The organism is Natronococcus occultus SP4 (assembly GCF_000328685.1).
Classification (GTDB): domain Archaea; phylum Halobacteriota; class Halobacteria; order Halobacteriales; family Natrialbaceae; genus Natronococcus; species Natronococcus occultus.
In genome coordinates, this window is record NC_019974.1 from 770,404 (window position 1) to 792,711 (window position 22,308).

Sequence of the window (22,308 nt, forward strand, 5' to 3'; positions counted from 1 at the left end):
ACGCCGCTTTTCACGTCGGAACGACGTTCGAGAGCCCGAGACTCTCGAGGACGAGCCAGCCGACGAATATCCCGTACGAACCCAACAGTAGCCAGGCCTCTCGCTCCGAGAGCAGCATATCGGTCCGGGCGATCGCGAAGAAGACGACCGTCGCGAGGACGAGAAACGCCATCATCGGGACGATGTGAGCGAACGTAATCGCAAGCGAGCCCGCGACCAGCACGCCGGCCGGAACCGCGACCAGCAGGTCGAAGACGTTGCTCCCCAGGACGTTCGCGAGACTGACCGACGGGCGATTCGCGCGGGCTGCGGCGATGCTGACGAAGACGTCGGGCACGCTCGAGCCCGCGGCGACGACGATCATCCCCCAGAGGAAGGCGGGGGTGCCGAAGGCGTCGCCGAGCCCGATCGCGGCCCGGACGAGTCCCTCGACGCCGACGACGATGACGACCAGCCCGGCCCCGAACCACAGCCAGGTTCGGCGACGGTTCACGGAGCGATCGGCCGCGATCGCGTCCTCGGTCGCGTCGAGGTACTGGGTGAACACGTAGAGCCCGTACAGCGCGAGGGGAAACAGCGCGAGCCACCGCGTGACCTCCCCCTGCAGTCCGGCCCCCTCGAGGGGGTAGTAGATCACCGCCAGCGAGAACGTCAACAGGAGCACGGCGACCGCGAGCATGTAGAACAGCGCCTCCTTGTAGACGAGCTTTCGGCTCGTTTCCATCTCTCCGGAACCAACCAGTACGGCGAGCCCCGGGATCACGAGCAGGTTGAAGACGGCCGAGCCGACGATCGCGCCGACGCCGAGTTCGAACTCGCCGTGGACCAGGGTCGCAAGCAGCACGCTCACCAGTTCGGGCATGCTCGAGCCGACCGCGGCGATCACCGCTCCCTGGACGACCGGGGGGACGCCGTAGCCGACCGCGAGCCGATCGGCCGCGTCCTCGAGCCAGACACTGCCCTTCCAGACGACGCCGGTCGCGACTGCAGCGAGGCCGAGCAGTAAGACGACATCGAGCACGACGTATCAGCTACGACGTAGGTCGGGACCGCGCATAAAACGGCGACATGCAGCCGACAGGGATCGATCCATCAGAACTGCCCGAGACCCGTCTGCTCGGCGTCGGCGAGGACGTCCGCACAGGTCGACCACGACTCGCGGGCGAAGGGCGGCAGCTCGCCGTGGTCGGCGACGTAGGACTCGAGGAACTCCCGCGTGGTCGGATCGCTCGGGTAGCCGCTGCCGACGGAGCCGTACTCGTCGGCCAGCGCGGCCATCGAGGCGTCGCGTTCGACCTTGGCGACGACGCTGGCCGCGCCGACGATCGGGTCCTCGTCGTCGGCGCCGTGTGCGGCCGTCAGTTCGAGCTCGAGGTCGCGTTCGGGCTCGCAGGTGTCGGCGACTCGCCGAGCGAAGCGGTCGGCGTCGGTGTCGCAGGCGTCACAGCGGCCGGACGCCGACGGATCGGCAGGAAGCTCGGCGGCCTCGAGGGCCCCTTCGATCGCCTCGGCGTGGGCCCTGACCGCCAGCGAGTTCATGTCGGTCTCGGGGTCGTCGATCAGGGGAGGCGTGATCTCGCTGACGCCGACGGCGATTCGGTCGTCCTCGCGCAGGGTCGCGTCCAGCTCCTCGCGGCGCTCGGGTGCGAGGCGCTTCGAATCCGCGATCCCTTCCGGGAGCGCGTCGGGCTCCGAAACGTGGACGGCTGCGGCGAACATCGAGCCCAGTACGGGCCCCTTCCCCGCCTCGTCGACGCCGAATGGCATGGCTCGACGATCCGTCGCGACCCGCTAAACCGTTTCGTTGTTCGAACACCGAATTCGTCCTCCGAATGCCATCTCGCCCGCGGTCGTCCCCCGAGACGGTCGAACAGCTCCTGCGAGACGGTTCCGGGTGGGCCCGCAACACATATTGCAGGTCGATGAAACGTAGTTGGCGTGACCGAACGAACCGAGCTTCCACTAGAAGCGTTTTACGACCTCGCGGAGATCACCGACGTCGCGGTCTCGCCCGACGGCGATCGGGTCGCGTTCACCGCGACCGAGTACGAACAGGACGCCGACGAGGCCGTCGCCTCGCTGTTCGTCGTTCCGACGGACGGCGCGAGGGATCCCCACCGGTTGACGACCGTCGCCGGCGCCTCGAGTCCGGCCTGGAGCCCATCAGGAGACGAACTCGCGTTTCTGGCCGCGCGAGAGACGGATGTCGAGCGGCGAGTCGGATGGCAGGATCGGGCGGCGGACGAGGACGACTCGAGTGCGCCGAACGGAGACGCGGAGACCGGTCCGGCGGACGATGATGCGAACGATTCCGGGTCGGATGACGAGCCGAAACGACAGGTGTGGCTGTTCGACCTCGCTCGAGGCGGTGACGCCCGGCAGGTGACCGACCGAGAGGAGGGCGTCGCGGAGTTCGACTGGAGCCCGGACGGCGACCGATTCGTGATCGCCGCGCGAGATCCGACCGACGACGAGCAAGAGTATCTCGAACAGGTGCGCGAGGGTGGCCCGATCGAGGCGACGCGCCTCCAGCACAAGGTCGACGGGACCGGCTGGACCGACGACGTAACGAGCTACCTGTTCGTCGTCGACCGCGAATCGGGCAAGTCCGAGCGTCTGGACGACGCCTACGGCGGCGGTGCGTTCCAGGATCTTACGGGGATGGAGCCCCGCTGGGGTCCGACCGACCGCATCGCCTTCACGTCGTGTCGACTCGAGCGGCCCGACGACACGCTGGTCCGGGACGTGTACACGATCGCTCCCGACGGCTCGGACCTGCGGCGGCTGACCGACGGCGAGTGGTCGTGTACGCGACCGTCCTGGCGCGAGGACGGGACGCTCGGTTTCGTCGTCCGCGATCCGGAGGACTGGTCGAAGCCCGACGAGGTCTACTACCACGACGGCGAGGAGCCGCGGTCGCTGACGGCCGACCTCGACAGGGGCGTCGCCCGCTCGGGAACGATCGACTGGGTCGAGGACGCGGCCTACACCCTCGTCGGCGACGAGGCCAGGACGAGGCTCGTTCGCGCCGGAATCGACGGCCCGGCCGAGCGAACCTTCGAGGCCCAGGGCGACGACCGGGCGATCCTCGCGTTCGACGTCGCCGACGACGGCTCGACGGCCGCGGTCGTGTTCTCGCATCCTCAGGAGGGGACGGACGTCCACTCGGTCGCGGTCGACGATCTCGGGGCGGACGAGCCGCCCGCGTCGCTCCGGCGGCTCTCCGCGGTCAACGCGGATCTCACCGACTCGTACCCGATGCCGGAGGCGCGCCGGGTCGAGTGGGAGTCCGACGGCTGGACCATCGACGGGGTCGTCTACCACGACCCGGAGATCGACCTCGAGGACGGCTCCCACCCACTCGTGGTGGCGATCCACGGCGGGCCCCTGTCCTACGACGAGCCGGTGTTCAGCTTCGCCCACGCGGCGCTGACGAGTCGGGGCTACGTGCTCTTCCGCCCGAACTACCGGGGCGGCACCTCCCGCGGACGGGAGTTCGCCGACGTGTTGCGCGGCCGCTGGGGCACTGCGGAGGTCGACGACGTCGTCGCAGGGGTCGAGGATCTCGCCGATCGGGGCTGGGTCGACCGCGACCGCGTCTTCGGCTACGGCTTCTCCTACGGCGGCATCGCTCAGGGCTACCTCGTCACACAGACAGACCTGCTGACCGCGGCCGCGCCGGAGCACGGCATCTACGACCTGCGCGCGGACTTCGGAACCGGCGACTCGCACAACTGGATGGAGGCCGACTTCGGCCTCCCCTGGGAGAACCCGGAGAACTACGACGCGGCCTCGGCCATCCTCGACGCCGGTGAGATCGATACGCCGCTGCTCGTGACCGCGGGTGGCGAGGACTGGCGCTGTCCGCCCAGCCAGTCCGAACAGCTCTACACCGCTGCGCGCAAGCAGGGGGTCGACGCGAAGCTGATCGTCTACCCCGACGAACACCACAACATCGGCGACCCCGATCGGGCGATCCACCGCCTCGAGCAGGTGCTAGCGTGGTACGAAACCCACGATCCGGGGGTCGAGAACCGAACGGATGGCTGATCGACGGTCGCGCTATTCGGTGCCGGCCCGGGGCTCGTCGCGGAAGTACGCCTCGAGTGCGAACGGCTCGTCCTCGCCCTCGACGCCGGTGACGTCGAGTGCCGTCACGTCGGCGTCGGTCCCGAGCAGGCCCGCCAGACTGGGTTCGGTGCGGCCCTCGTCGCTGCTGATGAGCTCCTTCACGTAGAGGCCGCCCTCGCCGTGGAGGCGGACCTCCGCCCGGGTGGGCTCGCGGAGGTCGCCGTCGATCTCGTAGACGGTGCGCTCGCGGGTCAGGCCCGCACGTCGGTGGTCGACCCGCTGGGGCGTGTACTGCTCGACGGTCGTTCCCGAGAGCTCCTCGAGTGCGGTCTCGAACGCGTCCTCGGCGACGGGATCGGCGAACTCGACGTCGGCGCGGTACCGTTTGCTCGCGTCGTGTTCTTTCACCCGTTCGACCATCTCGTAGGTCGCGAGTCGCAGCCCCTCGACCGCCACCGCGCCGTCGGCCGCGTCGTTGATCGTCGCTTCGAGCTCGGCGGGATCGGGGTCGCGACGCTTCGGCCGCTTGACCTCGAGGACGAACGGCCGACCCTCCTCGAGCATCCGGGCGTCGACGTCCTCCCGGCCCGCGCCGTGGAAGGTTCCCTCCTCGCCGTCCATCGCCGCGACGACGTGGGGACGGACGACCTGCTCGACGCTGGTGTCGTACATGTAGCCCGAGCCGCCACAGTAGTCACAGGGCTCCTCGCCGTCGTCGCCGAGCTGGACGCCGCTGCCGCCACACTCCCGGCAGGGCCACTCCGTCTGGGGGATGTCCCGCTCGAGCTTGCGGTAGCGACCGTAGACGAACGCGGGGTTGATCTGGACGTCGACCGCGTGGCTCGTGACCGTTTCGTCGGCGGCGAACTCGAGAGGGTCGAACGCCTCGAGGTCGACGACCGCGAGGACGTCCGGGCGATCGAAGTCGACCTCGGCGCCCGTTTTCGAGCCGACCCGGCGACCGACCTCGCGGTTCATCTCGCGTTTGAGCGACTCGCCGACGTCGGGCTCGAGACTCGCGTCCTCACGGAGGAGCCGATCGTTCTCCTCGACGAGCGGGGGGACGCGGGTGCCGACCTGGTAGGTGGCGAAGTCGACGCCCTCGAGCTCGTCAACGATCGTCTCGGCGATCGCGTCGAACGCGGCACAGTACCCCTCGCAGACCCAGCAGGCGTCGGGGTCGACGGGTTCGAAGTCGGTATCGTCCTCGATCGCAATCGTCGTCCGCAGTGCCCGCCCTCGCTCGGCGTTGGTCAGCCCGAAGCTCCGCTCGGCGAACGGACGGCCGAGACAGGAGTCACAGACCGATCCCGTCGAGAGCAGCGCGCGGGCGTCCTCGGTACTCATATGCGTCCACTCGGGAGGCCGCGGGTAACACGTTTTCCATTCGACGAATCGGAACGGATCACCGCGCCGGACCGTCCCACGAGGTTCAAATACGCTCGGTACGACCCGTCAGTATGGACCAGTATCGACCGAGCCGCCGCGGCGTCCTCGCGGCCGCGGGCGCCGGAATCGCCGGACTGGTCGCCGGCTGCGCCGAACCGCGAACCGAGAGCTCGATCGAGGGCGGCTCCGCCCACGAGATCGACCGCGAGAACCGCGCGGACGGATCGACCTACACCGACGTCTACGAGGGACTTATCGACTCGGTAACGCAGATTCGCGTCCTCGGGATCGAGAACCCCTACACCGAGGAGGAGGGCCAGGGACAGGGATCGGGGTTCGTCGTCGACGACGACTACATCGTCACCAACGAACACGTCGTCGCCGGCGGAACGGAGATCGATCTCCAGTACATCAACGGCGACTGGTCGGGCACCCGACTGCTGGGAAGCGACCGGATCAGCGACCTCGCCGTCCTCGAGGCCGACCACGTTCCCGAGGACGCAACCCCGCTCGGTCTCTCCGAGACCCGTCCCGTCGTCGGACAGGAAGTCCTCGCGATCGGCAACCCCTACGGGCTCGAGGGGTCGATGTCCGCTGGGATCGTCAGCGGCGTCGATCGGACGGTGCCGGCACCCCACGGCGAGTTTACCTTCCCGAACGTCGTCCAGACCGACGCGGCTGTCAACCCCGGAAACAGCGGCGGCCCGCTGGTCGATCTCGACGGGAACGTCGTCGGGGTCGTCAACGCCGGCGGCGGGGACAACATCGGATTCGCGATCTCGGCCGCCCTTTCCAGACGGGTCGTTCCTGCACTCATCGAGGACGGCGAATACGAGCATCCGTTCCTCGGAATCGCGCTCGCGACCGTCGATCGTTTCGTCGCCGAGGAGAACGACCTCGAGGAGGCGGCGGGCGTGATCGTCACCGAGACGATCCAGGAACCCGCGCTCGGCGCTCTCGAAGCCGCCGACGGGACGGTTGAACGGGGCGGAGAGCCCGTTCCGGTCGGCGGTGACGTCATCCGCTCGATCGACGAGGAGCCGATCCCGGACCGCCATGCGCTCTCGACGTACCTCGCACTCGAGACCAGTCCCGGTGAGACCGTCAGCGTCGAACTGCTCCGCGACGGCGAACCCCGGACGGTCGACCTGACGCTCGGATCGCGCCCGCAGCCGAACTGATCGGTGCCGCCACGGACCGTTCTTCGCTGCGAACGGAGCTCTCAGTGCCGGACGTATCGGATAACTGCTCCATACCTGTATTTGATAGGTACGTTCTTTTACAAGTGATTAAACGGACCGAAAGAGGTCTGAGGCCCACGCTACCGCTTCGGACCGAACGGTTAAATCCTCGATAACAATGGTGGGATCCGCAGTAGACGATACCGGCGCGACGGCCGCCTGTTCACCATGACTGACAACACACACGACGTCGATACCAGCCAGTCCGCTCTCGAGGACGCCAGCATCGAACTCGACAGCGTCACGATCCAGCACAGCGACGCTCCCAACGAGTGTGCGATGTTCCCCCGGGACGCGAGCGATATCGAACTGATGACGAACTGGATCGCCGCTCACGACGACGGGTTCGTCAGGCTCGAGTCGATGCGATAACCCATGTACGCCTGGAGTACCGTCACCGCGATCGGGTTCTGGATCGGGACCCTCCTCCCGATCGTCTACCTGCCGGTGTTTATCACCGGCATCGATTCGGTGCAAGCGCTGTCGCTACTGTTCGGTCTGCTGGTCGTTCACGCGCTCGCGCTGATCGTCGGTCACGGGTACGACGGATCCCGGATCCGGTGACGTCCGTCGGTCCCCGTAACGGTTACTCGGAGGGGCGCCAGACCTGCGCCTGTGGCGTCCCGCACTCGTCGCAGATCGCGGCGGCGTTGTCCTTGTACTCGCCGCGTTCGAGTTCGCCGTCCGAGCAGACCGGACACGGACGTCCCGCCAAGATCGCGAGCAGCTGCCGCTGATTCCCGACGCCTGACTGCGGTTTCGACATACTACCCATCACTGCCGCCTGTCGGAGGTGTAACAGTTCGCCCTGAGCATGCAACGTCCTGTTGCGAGCGAGGATGAGTTCGTCCCGTTCGGTGGTCGGAATCGCCGTCCCTATGACTTCGGCCCGCGTCGATCCGGTATGCGCCAGTTCGTACTCATCGGTCACGAGATTCCGACCGACCCTTCCTTTTCCCTCGACGACCTCGCGGGCGGGGCCGGACGACTCGACGCGCTCTGTCGCTCGATCACCGCGGCGTTTGTCACCTCTCATGGTATCCGCGAGGACGTCCGGGTTCATCTCGTCGCACGCGACGAGTTCACGATCAGCTTCGACGGGAGTGAGCTCAGGCGGCTCAACCCCGACGAGCGGAGCACGGCCGCGCTCGTCCGGAAGGCCCTCGAACACCGCGAGGAAGCGATCGGCGCGATGCCGGCCGAACCCAGCCCCGGCGTCGAGCTCTACCGCCGCGGGTTCGAGGCGACCCTCGAGGACGTCGCCGACGACGGAGCCGTCGTCCAGCTCCACGAGGACAGCGACCCGGTCACCGACGCCGACCCGCTCGAGGATCCGATCTTCGTCCTCTCGGATCATCTGGACTTTACGCCCGAGGAAGCCGAGTTGCTGGAGTCCGCAGCCGACCGACGGCTTCGGCTCGGACCCGAGCTCCTTCACGCCGACCAGGCGGTCACCGTCGCTCACCACTGGCTCGACACCGACGGCTACGAGCGGTTTTAGGTGGGTGTTAGCCGACGGTTGCGAACGTATCCCAGGACTTCGGAAGTTGATAACCGGTCCGAGCGGGAGCGATCGAGAGACGGGACCGAACGTGGCCTCGGGACCAGCATACAGCCGATCCGAGGCTCGCTTTCGGAAGCGTTAAACGAACGGCCATCCACAATCCAGTTGCGGGCCGGTGGGGTAGCTTGGTATCCTTCGGCCTTCGGGTGGCCGTAACCGCGATTCGAATTCGCGCCGGCCCACTTTTCCCCACGTTCGTCCTCGATAGCGACGGCCTTCGGGTGGCCGTAACCACGTTCTCACGAGCGAAGTGAGCGAGAGCAAGCGGGATGGGCGAAGCGAGTCCTCCGTGGGAGGAGGAATACAGCGCATGGGTTTGTCGGTTCGGTCCCGAGGTAAGGACGAGTCACGGCGGCCGCAAGCGAGGACGTGCCGTCCTCGTGGGGCGAGTCGTCGAGAGCGGTCGAAACCCAAACCGTTACTGGACTCGGACCCCTCGGACGGACGATGACCGACGCATTCGACGATGTCGTCTCGGCCGACAACGTCGCGACACGACGCGACGAGGTCGCCGCCAGCGTTCGCGCCCACGCCGGTGAGATGGCCCGTCAGCTGGCCGTCATCCAGGGCGGAGACTACGGCCAGCGAACCTTCGAGACTGCCGACGGGGAGTGGACGCTGAAGTACGAGGCCGGCGACGTCCAGTATCTCCGGTTCGAGCCGGGTTCGGGCTCGGAGATCTACGCCGTCTCGAGCAAGCAGCCGCCCGAGCCGGAGGCGCTCGAGCGAGCGCTTGCGGATTACGACGCGTTCGTCGAGACGTTCAACGAGTACGTCGAGTCGTTCGACGGGCTGTTCGACGACGCGGCCACGTCGTTCCCGCCGGTCGCGAGCGCGGCGGAGCTGGCTGCCGAGCGTGATCGCATCCTCGAGCGGATCCGGGAGGCCGCGACCGCGATGGCCCAGGAGCTCCACCGCTACGACGGCGAGTACGGCACCTACCGGACGACCGTCTCGGGCACCCGCTGGGAGCTGAAGTGGGACGGCGACGCGGTCTCTTACCTGCGGGTCGGCGGCTCGGACGGCACCTACCTGCTCTCGCAGTACGGCCCCGCGCCGGCGCCGGAGGTCCGTCGGCTCGTCGACGACGTCGGCGCCTTCGTCGAATCCTTCAACGAGGACGTCGCCGACCTCGAGGCCGACCTCTCCCGCGTCGCCTTCGAAACGACGCCGTAGGGTGTGCCTACGACGGACGCGACGGGCTGTAAGCTCCCCGTTCCGTCCTCGTCGGTGCGAGTCCCGACGAGCCCGCGGCTTCGGCGTCGGCCCTCCGATCGCGGACCGTCGCGGTCGCGTCGCTCGAGGACCGTCGTTTCCGGAAGCACCACAGGCTGGGCGGGGTCAGACGTCGACGTACTGGTCGACCCACTCCTGGCGCCGCTGGAGTTCGCGACGCCCGTTCGGCGTCAGAGCGTAGTAGTTCGTCCGACGGTCGAGCTGGCCCTTCTCGATGAGCTCTTTCTCGACGAGCGCGTCGAGGTTCGGGTACAGCCGACCGTGGGTGACGGGCTGGTCGATGTACTCGTTGATGTCGTCGAGAATCTCCTGTCCCGACGGTCGATCCTTCCCTGCGATGACGTACAGCAGGTCGCGCTGGAAGCCGGTGAGTTCGTCCATGGGGGTTCCTCTGAGTGGGGACGTTCACCCATTCGTGGCTTTGTTATACACTGAACAGCCGCGAGACTGTAGCCGTTAAGCGACGGATACATCCACCACTCGAGCCCGCGAGGACGCTCGCCCGGCGTCGGAACGAATCGCGCACGGTCGGGGAAGACACCCGGTTCGGGGAGCTCGTCTAGTCGCGTTGCGGGGTGTTTTTGATGCGGACGATCCTACGCCGAGGTATGTCGACCGATCCGCTCGCCTGGGAGACCCTCGAGGACCGAACATCGTACTCCTGTCCGGGATTCGACGTGATCACCGAGACCGTTCGGCTTCCGGACGGGACCGAAACCGAGTTCGACTACCTCTCGGAGCCCGCGAGTGTCTGCGTCCTCCCCTTTACGCCCGATGGCGACGTCGTCTGCATCGAGGAGTGGCGCCAGGCGGTCTCGCGGGTTAGTCGCGGCGTTCCCGTCGGGAGCACCGAACCGGACGACGACGACCTTGAGACTGCGGCCCGGCGCGAGCTCGCCGAGGAAACCGGTCACGAGGCCGACCGCATCGAGCCACTCGTGACGGTCGAACCGGCAAACGGGCTCGCGGACTCGGTTATGCACTTTTTCGTCGCCGACGGCTGCCAGCCGACGGCCGAGCAGCGACTCGATCACAACGAGAGCATTCGGGTCGCTCCGACGAGCTTCGCGGAGCTCACGGAGGCTGTCCGGGAGGGCGAGATCCGCGACGGTCGAACGGTCCTGGCGCTGTCGTACTACCGCTTGTTCGAGGACGGGCAGTAGCAGTTCCAGCCTCGACAAAAAAGTGACCGACCGGTCTCTCGCGCCGTTCAGGCGATAATCGAGAGCTCCTCGTCGTCGCCGTCGTTCTCGTCGTCCACGTCGTTATCCTCCTCGGGCTCGTCGTCGATCTCCTCGTCGAGGGCCTCCTCGAGTTCGTCCATATCGAGGGTGATCGTCTCGGCGGTCGAGTCACCGACCGTGAGCACCGACGCGGAAGCCTGCGTGACGACTTCGTCCGCGGCCTCGTCGTTCTCTTCATCATCGTCGTTGGCGATTTCGTCGTCCTCGTCGTTAGCGACCCCGTCGTTCTCCTCTTCGTCGTCAGCAATGTCGTCGTCTTCTTCCTCGACGTCCTCGAGGGATTCGATGGTCATCGAGTCGAACGTGATCTCGTCGACGTCGAACTGCTCGATGGTTAGCTGCTCGATCTCCTGTGTCTCGACCTCGTCGTCCTCGTCATCGACTACCTCGTCATCGTCGTCGTTAGCGACGTCGTTCTCTTCGTCGTCAGCGACATCGTTCTCGTCATCGGCGATGTCGTCGTTCTCGTCGTCAGCGACATCGTTCTCTTCGTCCTCGTCATCGTCGTCGAAGATACCCTCGAACCAGTCGCCGATCTGGTCGATAATGCCATCGTCCTCGACGGTCAGCTCGTCGATGTTCATCTCCTCGACGTCCATCGTCTCGATGGTGAGGTCCTCGACGACGAGTTCGTCAGCTTCCTCGTCGATCAGGTCGACGTCCTCGTCGTCAGCGACGTCGTTCTCTTCGTCGTCAGCGACATCGTTCTCTTCGTCGTCAGCGACATCGTTCTCGTCATCAGCGACGTCGTTGTCCTCGTCATCGGCAACGTCGTTCTCTTCGTCATCCATCATCTCATCGTCGTCGTTCATCTCGTCGTCAGCGACGTCGTTCTCCTCGTCGTCGGCGACATCGTTCATTTCGTCCTCTTCGAGTTCGAGGTCTTCCATCGTCACGTCCTCGAGTTCGAGCGACTCGATCTCGACGTCGGTAAGCATGAGTTCCTCACCAACGTCATTGTCCTCGTTAGCGATATCGTTCTCCTCGTCGTCGACGACGTCATTCTCTGCATCGTCGGCAACGTCGTTTTCTTCGTCGTCAGCGACGTCATTTTCCTCCTCCTCGACGTCGTTCTCCTCATCGTCGTCGAGTTCCGCCTCGAGTTCCTCTTCGTCGACGTTGAACTGTTCGACGTTGAGTTCCTCGATCGTCGCGTCCTCGACGGTAACGCTATCGAGGTCGAGTGTCTCGACCTGTACGTTCTCGAGTGTTACGCTCGTGTCTCCGGCGTCGCTCGTGCTTACGGACGCTCCGGCGAGGCTAGCTCCTCCCGAAAGAGCGACCATGAGTACGACGAACACCACGCCAAATTGCTGCAGTCGTGGGACCATGCACCTCGGCCTACAGCCAGACCGAGACTAAAGCGAGGGGACTGTTACATCATTATTTTCGGGAAAATATCGATTAGTGCCGGCGACGGACGGCCGGGCTGTGAGAGAAGAAAGTTAGTGGAAATCAGCCACTTTGTGGAGCAGAATCCTTGTTGTGCTTGCGATTGCTGCAATATTATTTCAGAGCAATGTGAACGAGAGCTTACCAGGATATTCGATCGGCGAAAAACGAACGACAGGTTCGATCGAGGACTCGATCGAACCGCGAACGGCGATCCGCGCTTGGGGCCGTCCCGATTAGCTCAGGATCGACGGCAGTCCGTCGTCGTTCTCGTCATCGTCGTTGAGCAGGCCATCGTCTTCATCTTCGTCCTCGTCGTCATCTAGCAGGTCGTCGTCATCCTCGTCGACATCATTTTCTTCAACGTCGTCGAGTTCGTCGGCGTCGGCGAGTGTGAGCGACTCGACGGTCGCGTCACCGATCTCGATCATCGACGCGGAGGCCTGCGAGATGGTCTCCTCGTCGTCAGCGACGTCGTTCTCCTCGTCATCGGCGACATCGTTCTCCTCGTCGTCAGCGACGTCGTTCTCCTCGTCGTTGGCAACGTCGTTCTCGTCGGCTTCTTCGACCGACTCGACGGTCATCGAGTCGACGTCGATCTCGTCGACGTCGAACTGCTCGATGGTGAGTGACTGCATCTCCTGGACGTCGTTGTTCTCGTCGTCGGCGACGTCGTTCTCCTCATCGTCGGTAACGTCGTTGTTCTCGTCGTCAGCGACATCGTTCTCGTCATCGGCGACATCGTTCTCTTCGTCGTCATCCACCATCTCGTCGTCAGTTTCCTCGTCGTCAGCGACGTCGTTCTCCTCGACGGTCAGATCGTCGACGGTCAGCTGTTCGACGTCCATCGATTCGATGGTGAGCTCTTCGATGGTGAGCTCGTCAGCGTCCTCGTCGAACACGTTCGTTTCGTCGTTCTCGTCATCGGCCATCATCTCGTCGTCAGTTTCCTCATCGTCAGCGACGTCGTTCTCCTCGTCATCCATCATCTCGTCATCATCCATCATCTCATCGTCGTCGTTCATCATCTCGTCGTCAGTTTCCTCGTCATCGGCGACGTCGTTCTCAGCGTCCTCCTCGAAGTCCTCCATCGTCACGTCCTCGAGTTCGAGCTGGTCGAGCTCGATATCGGTGATGGTGACCTCGTCGGCCTCCTCGTCGTCAGCGACGTCGTTCTCCTCGTCATCGGCGACATCGTTCTCCTCGTCATCGGCGACGTCGTTCTCCTCGTCGTCCGCTTCATCGGCGTCGTTCTCCGCATCGATAGCGTCCTGGAGTTCCTGGACGTCAGCGTCGAACTCCTCGACGTTTAGCTCCTCGATAGTCGCGTCCTCGACGGTAACGCTATCGAGTTCGAGTGTCTCGACCTGTACGTTCTCGAGTGTTGCGCTCGTGTCTCCGGCGTTGTCGGTCGCGCTCGTGGACGCTCCGGCGAGGGCAGGACCCCCCGAGAGAGCGACCATGAGTACGACGAATACCACGCCGAGTTGCTGCGGTCGTGAAACCATGCGTAACGGGGTACACCCAACCCGAGAGTAAAACGAGACGACTGTTACGCCATTATCGTCGAGAAAAGACTACTTAGAACCGTGCAACCGTCCCTAATCTCTCGTTCATCGTATCGCCTTCCGTGACCGTAATCGATACCGCCACTATCACGGATCGAGCACCGTCGACTACAAGGACGCCCGATCGCGGAACGGAACGTTTACCGACGCCCTCGCCAACAGTCGGTCGATGCGCGAGTGCTTCGAACTCCGGGACGTCGACGCCGGCGGCCGAATCGGCGAACTCACCGTCCCGCGTGCCGACGTGACCGTCGAAACGCCGGCGCTGCTGCCGGTGATCAACCCGAATCTGGACACGATCAGTCCCCGCCGGCTCGCCGAGGAGTTCGGCGCCGAGATCCTCATCACCAACTCGTATATCATCTACGGCACCGACGACGTCCGCGAGGCCGCCCTCGAGGACGGCCTCCACGACGTCCTCGATTTCCCAGGCGCGATCATGACCGACTCCGGCTCCTTCCAGCTCGCGGAGTACGGCGAGATCGACGTCACGACCGAGGAGATCCTCGAGTTCCAGCACGCGATCGGATCCGACATCGGGACGCCCGTTGACATCCCGACGCCACCGGACGTTTCCCGCGAGCAGGCCGAAGACGAGCTCGCGACCACCCAGGAACGCCTCGAGATCGCTGCGGACGTCGACACCGGCGAGATGCTGGTCAACGCGCCCGTCCAGGGCTCGACCTACCCCGATCTCCGGGAGGACGCGGGTCGCCACGCGGCCGAGACCGACCTCGACGTCTTCCCCGTGGGTGCGGTCGTGCCGCTGATGAACGACTACCGCTACGACGACATGATCGACGCTGTCGCGGGCGCCAAACGCGGTCTGGGCGCCGACGCGCCCGTTCACCTCTTCGGCGCCGGCCACCCCATGATGTTCGCGCTCGCGGTCGCGATGGGGTGTGATCTGTTCGACTCGGCCGCCTACGCACTGTACGCCCGAGACGACCGCTACCTGACGGTTCGCGGAACGCGCCACCTCGATGATCTCGACTACATGCCGTGCTCGTGTCCGGTCTGTGTCAGTCACTCGCCCGACGAGTTACGAGCGCTGCCCGACCGGGAGCGCGAGGAGGAGCTGGCCGCCCACAACCTCCACGTCACGTTCGAGGAGATTCGCCGCATCAAGCAGGCGATCCGCGCGGGCAACCTCCTCGAGCTGGTCGAGCAACGCGCCCGCGCCCACCCGACGATGCTCGACGGCTACCGGGCGCTGCTCGATCACGCCGACCAGCTCGAGCGCTCCGACCCGGTCTCGAAGGGCGCGTTCTTCTATACGTCCCACGAGAGCGCTCGCCGACCCGAAGTGCGTCGCCACCACCGGCGTCTCGAGCGGCTCGCGGTTCCCGACGCGCTCTTTCTCACCGAAGGGAGCACCGACGGCGGCGACGCGTACGACGACACCTGGCGGGTTCAGCCGCCGTTCGGACCCTTCCCCCGCGAGCTCTCGAAGAGCTACCCGCTGACCGCCGAGGTTCCCGACCGAACCGACCGCGGCGCGCTCGCGGCCGCGGCCGACGGCGTGGCCCGCCTCGTCGAGGACAACCCCGACACCGAGTTCGCGCTGGGCCACCGCGGGTGGCCAGCGGACGTCCTCGCCCGCGTTCCGGACCGCGTCGAACGGGTCGGTCTGTCGAGCGACGCGGAGTAGTACCTCCGTTTCCGATCCCGTTTGCGGTTTTGTTTACGTCCGAAAGGAACGTCGAGGCGACCGTGACTGCGGTCCTATCTCTCGAGTTCCTCGTCGATCGAGAGCCACCAGAGGTACCCCTCGCCGACGACCTCGTGACCTTCGAGCCGTCCGTCCTCGACCAGCGACTCGAGACGCTCGAGCAGCACTTTCGGAGGAACGTCGAACTCCCCGGCGAGATAGGTCGTGTTCACGACGGGTTTCGGCGCGGTGCGGATCGCCTCGACGATTCGGTCGTCGTCGATCGAGTCGACGCCGTCCCCCGGCTCGTCGCTTGACGGTGGCGACATACGGGCGGTACGGGTTCGGTCGAATTGAATCTGCGGGGGCACCCGGTGGCGATCGGACCGCACGGTACGGGTTTTTCTCCGTCGCCGGCGTACCGAGGGTATGCTTCGGCCACTGTTGCTCGTGTTCGCCGCGATCGAGATCCTCGTTCCCGCCCGACTCGTCGCCTGGGGCGAACGACGAGCCTTCGAGGATCCAAACGCCGGTCGACTGCGGCCGTGGACGCTCCCGCTGGCGCGACTCGAGGGCGTCGCCGCAATCTGGCTGGTCCGAAACTGGGGGGCCACCTGGTCCGGACTCAAACCGCTGTTCGGCGTCCTCGGGCTGCCGGCCGCCTTGCAGCCCCGGGCGTTTCTGGAGGTCGCGCTCGAGGCGGCATACGAGAACCCCGACGCGATCGAGCCGAAGCCGTGGGTCGTTCCCGCCACGCGCGTCCTTGGGTGCCTCTCCCTCGCGGTCGCGCTGTGGCCCGGACGGTCGGGATCGATGTCGGACGCTCGGACCGAGCGCCCGTAGCCGACGGCTATCGACAGCCTCTTTCGCGCTCCGGCGCGAGATGCGGTATGACCGACTACTTCGAAGTACACGCACGCGACGGGGCCGCGCGCGTGGGCGAGCTCCGCCTCGAGGACTCGCTGACGACACCCGCGCTCGTCGACGACGTCCTCGAGGACGCGGGCTCGCTGTGGAGCGCCGACCGTGCGGTACCGGAAGGTGACGACTCGCAGCTCACCGTACTCCCCCACCGCGGTTTCCCGGGCGGGACCGCCGAGGAGGTCAGGGAGTCGTTCGCCGTCGAGTATCCCGACGTGGACTACCCGAGCGTCGCCGTGATCTCGAGCGAGGACGCGGCCGACGAGGGGACCGACGCCTACGCCGTCTCGGACGTCCAGTCGATCACGGGCCACGGCGCGGCGCTGGTCGAGGCGACCGTCGACGTCCGCGAGGGGGTACCGACCGACACCGCCGTCTACTTCTCTGGCGTCGCAACACCCCGGAATGTCGCCGTGTTAGCCTACGCCGGCGTCGATCTCTTCGACAAGACCGCAGCCGTCGTGCGGGGAACCCAGGGGCGATACCTGACGACCGACGAGGCGTACTTCCTGGAGGACCTGGAAGAGCTGCCCTGCTCCTGTCCAGCCTGCCAGCAACCCCGCGAGGAGTTCACCCGCGAGGACTGCGTCGTACACAACGTCAACGCCTTGGAGGCGGAGCTGGGGATCGTCCGTCGGCGGATCCGCGACGGCCGACTGCGCGACTACGTCGAGGGGCAGGCCCGCCAGGACCAGTGGCTCACCGCCGCCGTGCGCGAGCTCGACTCGCAGTGGGGCTACCTCGAGGAGCGGACGCCGATCCTGCGGGACGCACAGATCGACGCCGCGACCGAGGACACCCTCCGCCGGGTCGAGATCCAGCGCTACGCCGACCGCGTGACGACCCGGTACCGCAACCGCTTCGACAACCCGCTCGTGCTGGTGCCCTGTTCGGCGGCGAAACCCTACAGCGAGTCTCAGAGCCACCGCCAGTTCCACGACGCGATCCAGTGGCGCGCCCACCTGGTCTCGATGACCAGCCCGATCGGGGTCGTCCCCCAGGAACTCGAGACGACCTACCCCGCCCAGCACTACGACACCGTCGTCACGGGTCGCTGGTCCGAGGACGAAAAGCGGTTCGTGAGCGCCGTCCTCGAGCGCTATCTCGAGCGTAACGACTACCCGTCCATCATCGCCCACGTCCCCGACGAGGGCTACCGCGACATCGTCGAGCGCGTCGAGGACGAACTCGACCTCGAGGTGACCTACACCGTCGAGGAGCACCCGACCGACACCGAGTCGCTGGCGAACCTCCAGCGGGCGCTGTCGGGCGAGCTGAAGTACTCGAAGCGCGAGCGCGAGCACAACACCGTCCGCGCGATCGCGGACTACCTGCTGGGCGACGGCGCGGGCGACGAGCTCTTCGAGGACATTCAGACCACGAGCCGCTACCCGAAGATCCAGGTTCGGGACCGCGAGGACACCCAGTTGGCGACGATGGTCCCCCAGTACGGCACCCTCTCCTTTACCCTCGAGGGCGCGAAGCGGTGGGTCGACAGCGACGCCCCGACGAAGCGCGTCGAGATCGACGGCTTCGTCCCCCACGGCAGCGTCCTCGCGCCGGGGATCGTCGACGCCGACGAGGAGATCCGCGTCGGCGACGAGGTCGTCGTCGAGGGGCCGAAGGCCTTCGGCGTTGGCCGCGCCGAGATGTTCGGCCGCGAGATGGCCGAGAGTACGCGGGGGATCGCCTGCGAGATCCGCCACGTCGAAGAGAAGTGACCGTCGAGTAGCGGTTCGACGGTCGTTCGCTCACGGAGAAGCCGATTGCTCGTGGGCAGGTACGTTGGGTCGATCCCGCTATACGAAAGAAATCGTCTCGATTGTGGGTTCGTCAGCCGCTCGAGGACTCACCGCGCGGTGTTCCGACGCTTGCAGCCAGCTCGCCGTCGACGTAGCGGCGCTGTTCCCCGCCGATCGCGTTGCAAAGCACCGTATGCCCCATCGTGGAGACGGCGTGATCGGCCATGCCGAACTGGTGGAGATACTCCTGGTTCGCCGGAGGCAGGATCGAGGCGATGACGTAAATCGTGCAGTCGCCGACGGTCAGCGTCCCGAGTCCGACTCCGGAGAGTTCGTCGTCTTCCGCCTCGTCTCCGAAGGTTCCGACGATGTGACCACCGGCAGCCTCGAAGGCGTCCTCGTCGACCGCGTACACGGGCTGGTCGTCCTCGTCGGGTGTGTATCCGACCTGCGGTGCCTTCCAGAGTTCGTGTTGGATCTCTCGTACCCCGTCGAGAAGCGGGTGATCGAGATCACGATCGTAGACGTTGACGAAGTCCAGACCGAACGAGTCGATGGCACCGTCGCCGATCTCCGCGGCGTCTCCGATCTCGAGTGCCCCTAGCAAGCGTACACCGGCGTCCGTGAGTACGAGGTCGCCGCCCGCCTCGACGAACGATTCGATAGCACGGACGTACGACGGATCGTCACAGGCCATCTCCCCGGACACGACCAGTGTATCGTACTGACGGTGTTTCCTGTCGACGAGGCCGCTGGTACGTACGTCATCGACCGACAGCCCGTTCACGTCGGCGTCCTCGACGAATTCATCGAGTTCGGCGAAGAACTCCATCGGGTTGGCCGAGTACTCGCGCTGATAGAATCCCATGATCTCTTCGGGGTCGAGATGGCCGTCGTCGCTGTCGATGATGACGACTTCGACGGTGATCTCTCCGTCACCGTCGAATTTGATCACCCACGTCCCCTCCGGGGGGTCGGAGATGTAGAACTCGGTGTTGCCGCTGTGACAACACTCCGAGTGACCCAGCTCGCCGACGTCGAGCTTGCGGACCACTTCTCCGTTCGGGTTCACGATTTCCACGACACCCGCCGCGTCGTCGTCGGGCTCTACGTGTACCGACAGACACCGCGTCTGTGGATGTACGGTTTCTTCGAGGCGACCGTCGAAACCCGGCAGGACTTCTGCCTGCTCCCGCGTGATTTCGACCGGCGTTTCGTGACCGGGGCCCTCCTCGTGATCCGGGCTCTCGTCGGTGTGTGTGAGGTCCGCCGACGACCGCGTGAGTTCGTCGGAATCCACGTAGGCGACGTCCCGACCCCCGGTGTGGACCGTCGCGTCGACATCTGCCGCAGTCAACTCGGCGAAGACCTCCATCTGGATACGGTACGCCGTCTCCAGGTGGCGGTGCATGTACGGGTACCACTCCTCGCCGCCGCCGGCGAAAACCATCTCCGGGACGACGGCGACGGCGTCGAGTCCACCGTCCTCGAGTGGTTGGCCGGCCCAGTCGAGCAATCCACCGGAGATGTTGTACCCCAGCGTGTCGTCGACGGTGCCGTAGTCGAACAGGTCCTGCAGCTCCTGGTCCGGCTCGTCGAACCAGTCTTCGAGCGCGCGCTCGACGTCAGCTTCGAATCCCTCGAATCCCAGTTCGGCCTCCATCCGCTCGCCGACCCGAACGTTGCTCTCCTCGAGGAGGTGAACGCCGCGGTGATCCCGCTGGGCGTTGGCTTCGAGATTCCAGACGAAGTCGAACTCCTCTCGCGTCCCCATCTGATGGTAGTCGACGAGATACCGGACGTTCTCGTACTGACGGAGGAACTCGACGGTCGCGATCGCGTCGGGAACGATATCGTAGTACTCCTCCGGTGCGTCCTCGGGTTCACCGGGGTAGTTGTTCGGATCGATCCAGCCGATCGTGGGATACTGACGGTTCGTGTCGTTGCTCGAGGCGTTGCCCCGGGTGAACTCGAGATACTCCGGATCGACCAGTTCTGGAAGCCGGCTGAAGTAGCCGTCCGGATTGACGAACAGGAACAGGATCGCGATGTCGTCGAGCAGCTCCGCCTGATCGGCCTCACCGGTCACGAGGTCCTCGATGTATCGCGTCCCGGTTTCCTCACCCGCTCGCTCGCGTCCGTGGATGTTGACCTCGTAGATCGCTTTTTCCTTCTGCTCGAACACGTCTCGATCCTGGACGTTGTTGGTTACCTCCGCGATAAACACGTCTTTCGGGTCGGTTTCGTCGCCGGTGCGGACGTTCTCCCAGCCGGGACTCTGCCCGACTTCGCGGAGGTTGATCCGATCCGGATACCGCTCCTGGAGATACGAGAGGCCCGCGTACGACTCCGCGTTGTTCATGTAATCGCGTGCGTTCTCGACGGCCGGGAACACCCGGTCGCTGTAGGTGTCGTCTTCGGGCCAATCGTCGAGTTTCCAGAACGGATTGGCGCCGATCGAGTGATCGATGTGCTCGATGCTGTCCGGATCGACGACGCTCTCGAACACGGTTTCGAGTTCCTCGGCGGTGAGGTAGGCGTGTGCCGCGGGAGTCGGGTCCTCGCGAGTAACCGCCTTCGGCGGTGCGCTGTCCGTTTCGATGTTCCATCCGGGCTCACAGAACTCGCTCCCGAAGGCCGATACGGAAGCGACGTCGGTGAACTCGAGAACGAGATGGACTTCGTACTCCTGGGGGGTCGCATTGACGGCAAACTGCGCTTCGGCCGTCATGCTGTCGTGAGTGACATCGCCGGAAACGACGCTCGGGAGCGCGAGGGCAGCGCCGGTCGCCGCTGCGACGCTGAGGAACGTTCGGCGGTTTACGCCCCCGTCCTCGAACGCGTCCGATTCGAGTTCTCTGGCCTCTCGGTACGTGTACCGCTCCGGATCGTCGTGCGATTCTCCCCGCTCGTTCCGTGATTTTCGGCTGACCATGATTTATCACTCCCAGTATGCCTGCTATTGGCACACAAGAATTACACCCATTGAATACTATTTAATCACTGGTCGTTTGCACGGAATTTCTGGCGACGGAGCATTCAAGTAGCTATCGGGCGAAGAGATTATTTCGGATTACTGGACCAATCAGTAGAGCGGTGGCATCACTCCGCTCGGTGTTCCGTGTCCCGAGTCGGATTGTCGGGAGCGGGCGATCGGTTCTGACCGATAGTCGGCCGAGCTACTGCATCGCCTTGACCCAGCCCGGAACCGACGCCATCCCTTCCTTCTCCTCCCAACCGTGTTCGCGGAGGTAGCGCTCGAAGTCGGTAAACTCGAAGCCGAAGCGGTCCTCGAGCTCTTCGAGATCCGCGCCGTAACCGACCTCGTTGAACCACTCGCACATGACGGTGAACTCCTCGCCGAAGGAGTCGTAGGCGTCCTCGATCGGGACGTGGACGGGTTCGACGTCCCGCCCTGTCACGTCCGCGAGGACGTCGGCTGCCTCCGACAGGGTGAGTTCGTCGCCCGCAAGCTCGATCCGCTCACCCAGGAACGCCTCGGGGTTCGCGAGGACGGTCGCGGCAGCCCGACCGACGTCGCCGGTGTCGACCATCTGCAGGGCAACGCCCTCCTCGAGGGGGAGCGCGATCTGGCCGTCCTCGACGACGTCCTCGGCGAAGGCCTCGAAGTTCTGGAAGAAGAACACGGGTCCGAGGACGGTTATCGGAAGCTCGAGGTCCTGTGCGTACTGGTCGATCTCCTGGGCCGAATCGAAGTGGGGGACGCCGGTGTCCGCCCAGTGGCTGCCGACGCCGCTGAGGACGAAGTGCTCGACGCCGGCCTCGCTCGAGACGTCCGCGAGGTTCTTGCCCTGCTTTACCTGCGCGTCGTACCCCTGGGTCCAGAAGTTCGTGACGGCGAAGACGGCGTCGACCTCGGCGACGTGTGGTTCGAGGGACGCTTTGTCGTCCAGGTCGCCCTCGACCATCGTTACGCCCCGCTCGGAGAGTGTCTGGGCCGTCTCGCCCGAGTCGTCTCGCGTGAGCCCGCGGACGTCGAACTCGGTATCGCTCTCGAGGAGGTGCTTGACGACGGCACCGCCCTGGTTGCCCGTCGCGCCGGTGACGAGGACGCTGGTGGCCATCTCAGTTCACCTCGTGTCCGTCGGCGGCGGTCGTCGGGACGGTCTTCGCGGTGACGTCGGTTCGTGGTTGCATTACGTTACCTCGTTCGCTGCGTAACCATATACGCGTTTGGCGACGCCGGAGATACCACGTAACACCGGTGTTATCGGGCGCCTCGTGGCCAGGGCTGTCGCTACTCGAAATCGGACTCGACAAAAAGAACG

At 65.3% G+C, this 22,308-nt stretch carries 20 protein-coding genes and 1 tRNA gene; 11 read left to right on the forward strand and 10 right to left on the reverse strand.

What is annotated here, in order from left to right; genetic code table 11:
• Positions 1–10: 10 nt before the first annotated feature.
• Entirely contained in the window at positions 11–1,021 is a 1,011-nt protein-coding gene (locus NATOC_RS03860; protein WP_015320112.1) for a sodium:calcium antiporter, read from the reverse strand.
• Positions 1,022–1,092: 71 nt separating this feature from the next.
• Positions 1,093–1,767, reverse strand: a complete 675-nt coding sequence (rnhB, locus tag NATOC_RS03865) for a ribonuclease HII (protein WP_015320113.1) — start codon at positions 1,765–1,767, stop codon at positions 1,093–1,095.
• Positions 1,768–1,938: 171 nt separating this feature from the next.
• Between rnhB and NATOC_RS03870 the strand changes: the two genes are divergently transcribed.
• Positions 1,939–4,050: an alpha/beta hydrolase family protein gene (locus tag NATOC_RS03870; RefSeq protein WP_015320114.1), complete on the forward strand. Its 2,112-nt coding sequence runs from the start codon at positions 1,939–1,941 to the stop codon at positions 4,048–4,050.
• A gap of 12 nt (positions 4,051–4,062) precedes the next feature.
• Here NATOC_RS03870 and NATOC_RS03875 read toward each other — a convergent pair whose 3' ends face one another.
• Entirely contained in the window at positions 4,063–5,418 is a 1,356-nt protein-coding gene (locus NATOC_RS03875; protein ID WP_015320115.1) for a tRNA pseudouridine(54/55) synthase Pus10, read from the reverse strand.
• Positions 5,419–5,531: 113 nt separating this feature from the next.
• On the opposite strand from NATOC_RS03875, the gene NATOC_RS03880 reads away from it, so the two are divergent.
• From NATOC_RS03880 to NATOC_RS03890, 3 genes are all read left to right on the forward strand, one after another.
• Positions 5,532–6,641 (forward strand): S1C family serine protease, encoded by a 1,110-nt coding sequence (locus tag NATOC_RS03880; protein WP_015320116.1) that lies wholly within the window; start codon positions 5,532–5,534, stop codon positions 6,639–6,641.
• 228 nt (positions 6,642–6,869) lie between these two features.
• Positions 6,870–7,073 carry a DUF7511 domain-containing protein gene (locus NATOC_RS03885; protein WP_015320117.1) on the forward strand — a complete coding sequence of 68 codons (204 nt, stop codon included), beginning with the start codon at positions 6,870–6,872 and terminating at the stop codon, positions 7,071–7,073.
• Between the two features lie 3 nt (positions 7,074–7,076).
• Positions 7,077–7,265, forward strand: coding sequence for a hypothetical protein (locus NATOC_RS03890; RefSeq protein ID WP_015320118.1), 189 nt, complete (start codon positions 7,077–7,079; stop codon positions 7,263–7,265).
• 22 nt (positions 7,266–7,287) lie between these two features.
• On the opposite strand, the gene NATOC_RS03895 is transcribed toward NATOC_RS03890, so the two are convergent.
• A complete protein-coding gene (locus tag NATOC_RS03895) occupies positions 7,288–7,467 on the reverse strand; it encodes an HVO_A0556 family zinc finger protein (RefSeq protein ID WP_049888642.1) in 180 nt (59 codons plus the stop codon).
• A 138-nt stretch (positions 7,468–7,605) separates the two neighbouring features.
• On the opposite strand from NATOC_RS03895, the gene trmY reads away from it, so the two are divergent.
• From trmY to NATOC_RS03910, 3 genes are all read left to right on the forward strand, one after another.
• Positions 7,606–8,202, forward strand: coding sequence for a tRNA (pseudouridine(54)-N(1))-methyltransferase TrmY (gene trmY / locus NATOC_RS03900; protein ID WP_015320119.1), 597 nt, complete (start codon positions 7,606–7,608; stop codon positions 8,200–8,202).
• A gap of 172 nt (positions 8,203–8,374) precedes the next feature.
• A tRNA-Pro gene (locus NATOC_RS03905) sits at positions 8,375–8,447 on the forward strand.
• 265 nt (positions 8,448–8,712) lie between these two features.
• The gene (locus tag NATOC_RS03910) at positions 8,713–9,441 is read left to right on the forward strand and encodes a hypothetical protein (RefSeq protein ID WP_015320120.1); all 729 of its coding nucleotides are present in this window, start codon (positions 8,713–8,715) and stop codon (positions 9,439–9,441) included.
• 165 nt (positions 9,442–9,606) lie between these two features.
• On the opposite strand, the gene NATOC_RS03915 is transcribed toward NATOC_RS03910, so the two are convergent.
• A complete protein-coding gene (locus tag NATOC_RS03915) occupies positions 9,607–9,882 on the reverse strand; it encodes a PadR family transcriptional regulator (RefSeq protein ID WP_015320121.1) in 276 nt (91 codons plus the stop codon).
• 227 nt (positions 9,883–10,109) lie between these two features.
• On the opposite strand from NATOC_RS03915, the gene NATOC_RS03920 reads away from it, so the two are divergent.
• Positions 10,110–10,664: an NUDIX hydrolase gene (locus tag NATOC_RS03920; RefSeq protein ID WP_015320122.1), complete on the forward strand. Its 555-nt coding sequence runs from the start codon at positions 10,110–10,112 to the stop codon at positions 10,662–10,664.
• Between the two features lie 47 nt (positions 10,665–10,711).
• On the opposite strand, the gene NATOC_RS03925 is transcribed toward NATOC_RS03920, so the two are convergent.
• Positions 10,712–12,076 (reverse strand): hypothetical protein, encoded by a 1,365-nt coding sequence (locus tag NATOC_RS03925; RefSeq protein WP_015320123.1) that lies wholly within the window; start codon positions 12,074–12,076, stop codon positions 10,712–10,714.
• Between the two features lie 297 nt (positions 12,077–12,373).
• Positions 12,374–13,645, reverse strand: coding sequence for a midas domain-containing protein (locus tag NATOC_RS03930; protein WP_049888643.1), 1,272 nt, complete (start codon positions 13,643–13,645; stop codon positions 12,374–12,376).
• 229 nt (positions 13,646–13,874) lie between these two features.
• Here NATOC_RS03930 and tgtA point away from each other — a divergent pair, with 229 nt between their 5' ends.
• A complete protein-coding gene (tgtA, locus tag NATOC_RS03935; RefSeq protein WP_015320125.1) occupies positions 13,875–15,356 on the forward strand; it encodes a tRNA guanosine(15) transglycosylase TgtA in 1,482 nt (493 codons plus the stop codon).
• A 74-nt stretch (positions 15,357–15,430) separates the two neighbouring features.
• Here tgtA and NATOC_RS03940 read toward each other — a convergent pair whose 3' ends face one another.
• The gene (locus tag NATOC_RS03940) at positions 15,431–15,685 is read right to left on the reverse strand and encodes a hypothetical protein (protein ID WP_015320126.1); all 255 of its coding nucleotides are present in this window, start codon (positions 15,683–15,685) and stop codon (positions 15,431–15,433) included.
• A 100-nt stretch (positions 15,686–15,785) separates the two neighbouring features.
• Between NATOC_RS03940 and NATOC_RS03945 the strand changes: the two genes are divergently transcribed.
• Positions 15,786–16,199 (forward strand): hypothetical protein, encoded by a 414-nt coding sequence (locus tag NATOC_RS03945; protein WP_015320127.1) that lies wholly within the window; start codon positions 15,786–15,788, stop codon positions 16,197–16,199.
• Positions 16,200–16,246: 47 nt separating this feature from the next.
• Complete coding sequence (gene arcS / locus NATOC_RS03950; protein ID WP_015320128.1) at positions 16,247–17,998, forward strand: archaeosine synthase subunit alpha; 1,752 nt, start codon at positions 16,247–16,249, stop codon at positions 17,996–17,998.
• A gap of 112 nt (positions 17,999–18,110) precedes the next feature.
• On the opposite strand, the gene NATOC_RS03955 is transcribed toward arcS, so the two are convergent.
• Both NATOC_RS03955 and NATOC_RS03960 read right to left on the reverse strand, forming a co-directional pair.
• Complete coding sequence (locus tag NATOC_RS03955) at positions 18,111–20,954, reverse strand: M14 family zinc carboxypeptidase (protein WP_015320129.1); 2,844 nt, start codon at positions 20,952–20,954, stop codon at positions 18,111–18,113.
• Between the two features lie 244 nt (positions 20,955–21,198).
• Positions 21,199–22,104, reverse strand: a complete 906-nt coding sequence (locus NATOC_RS03960; protein WP_015320130.1) for an NmrA/HSCARG family protein — start codon at positions 22,102–22,104, stop codon at positions 21,199–21,201.
• Positions 22,105–22,308: the final 204 nt, after the last annotated feature.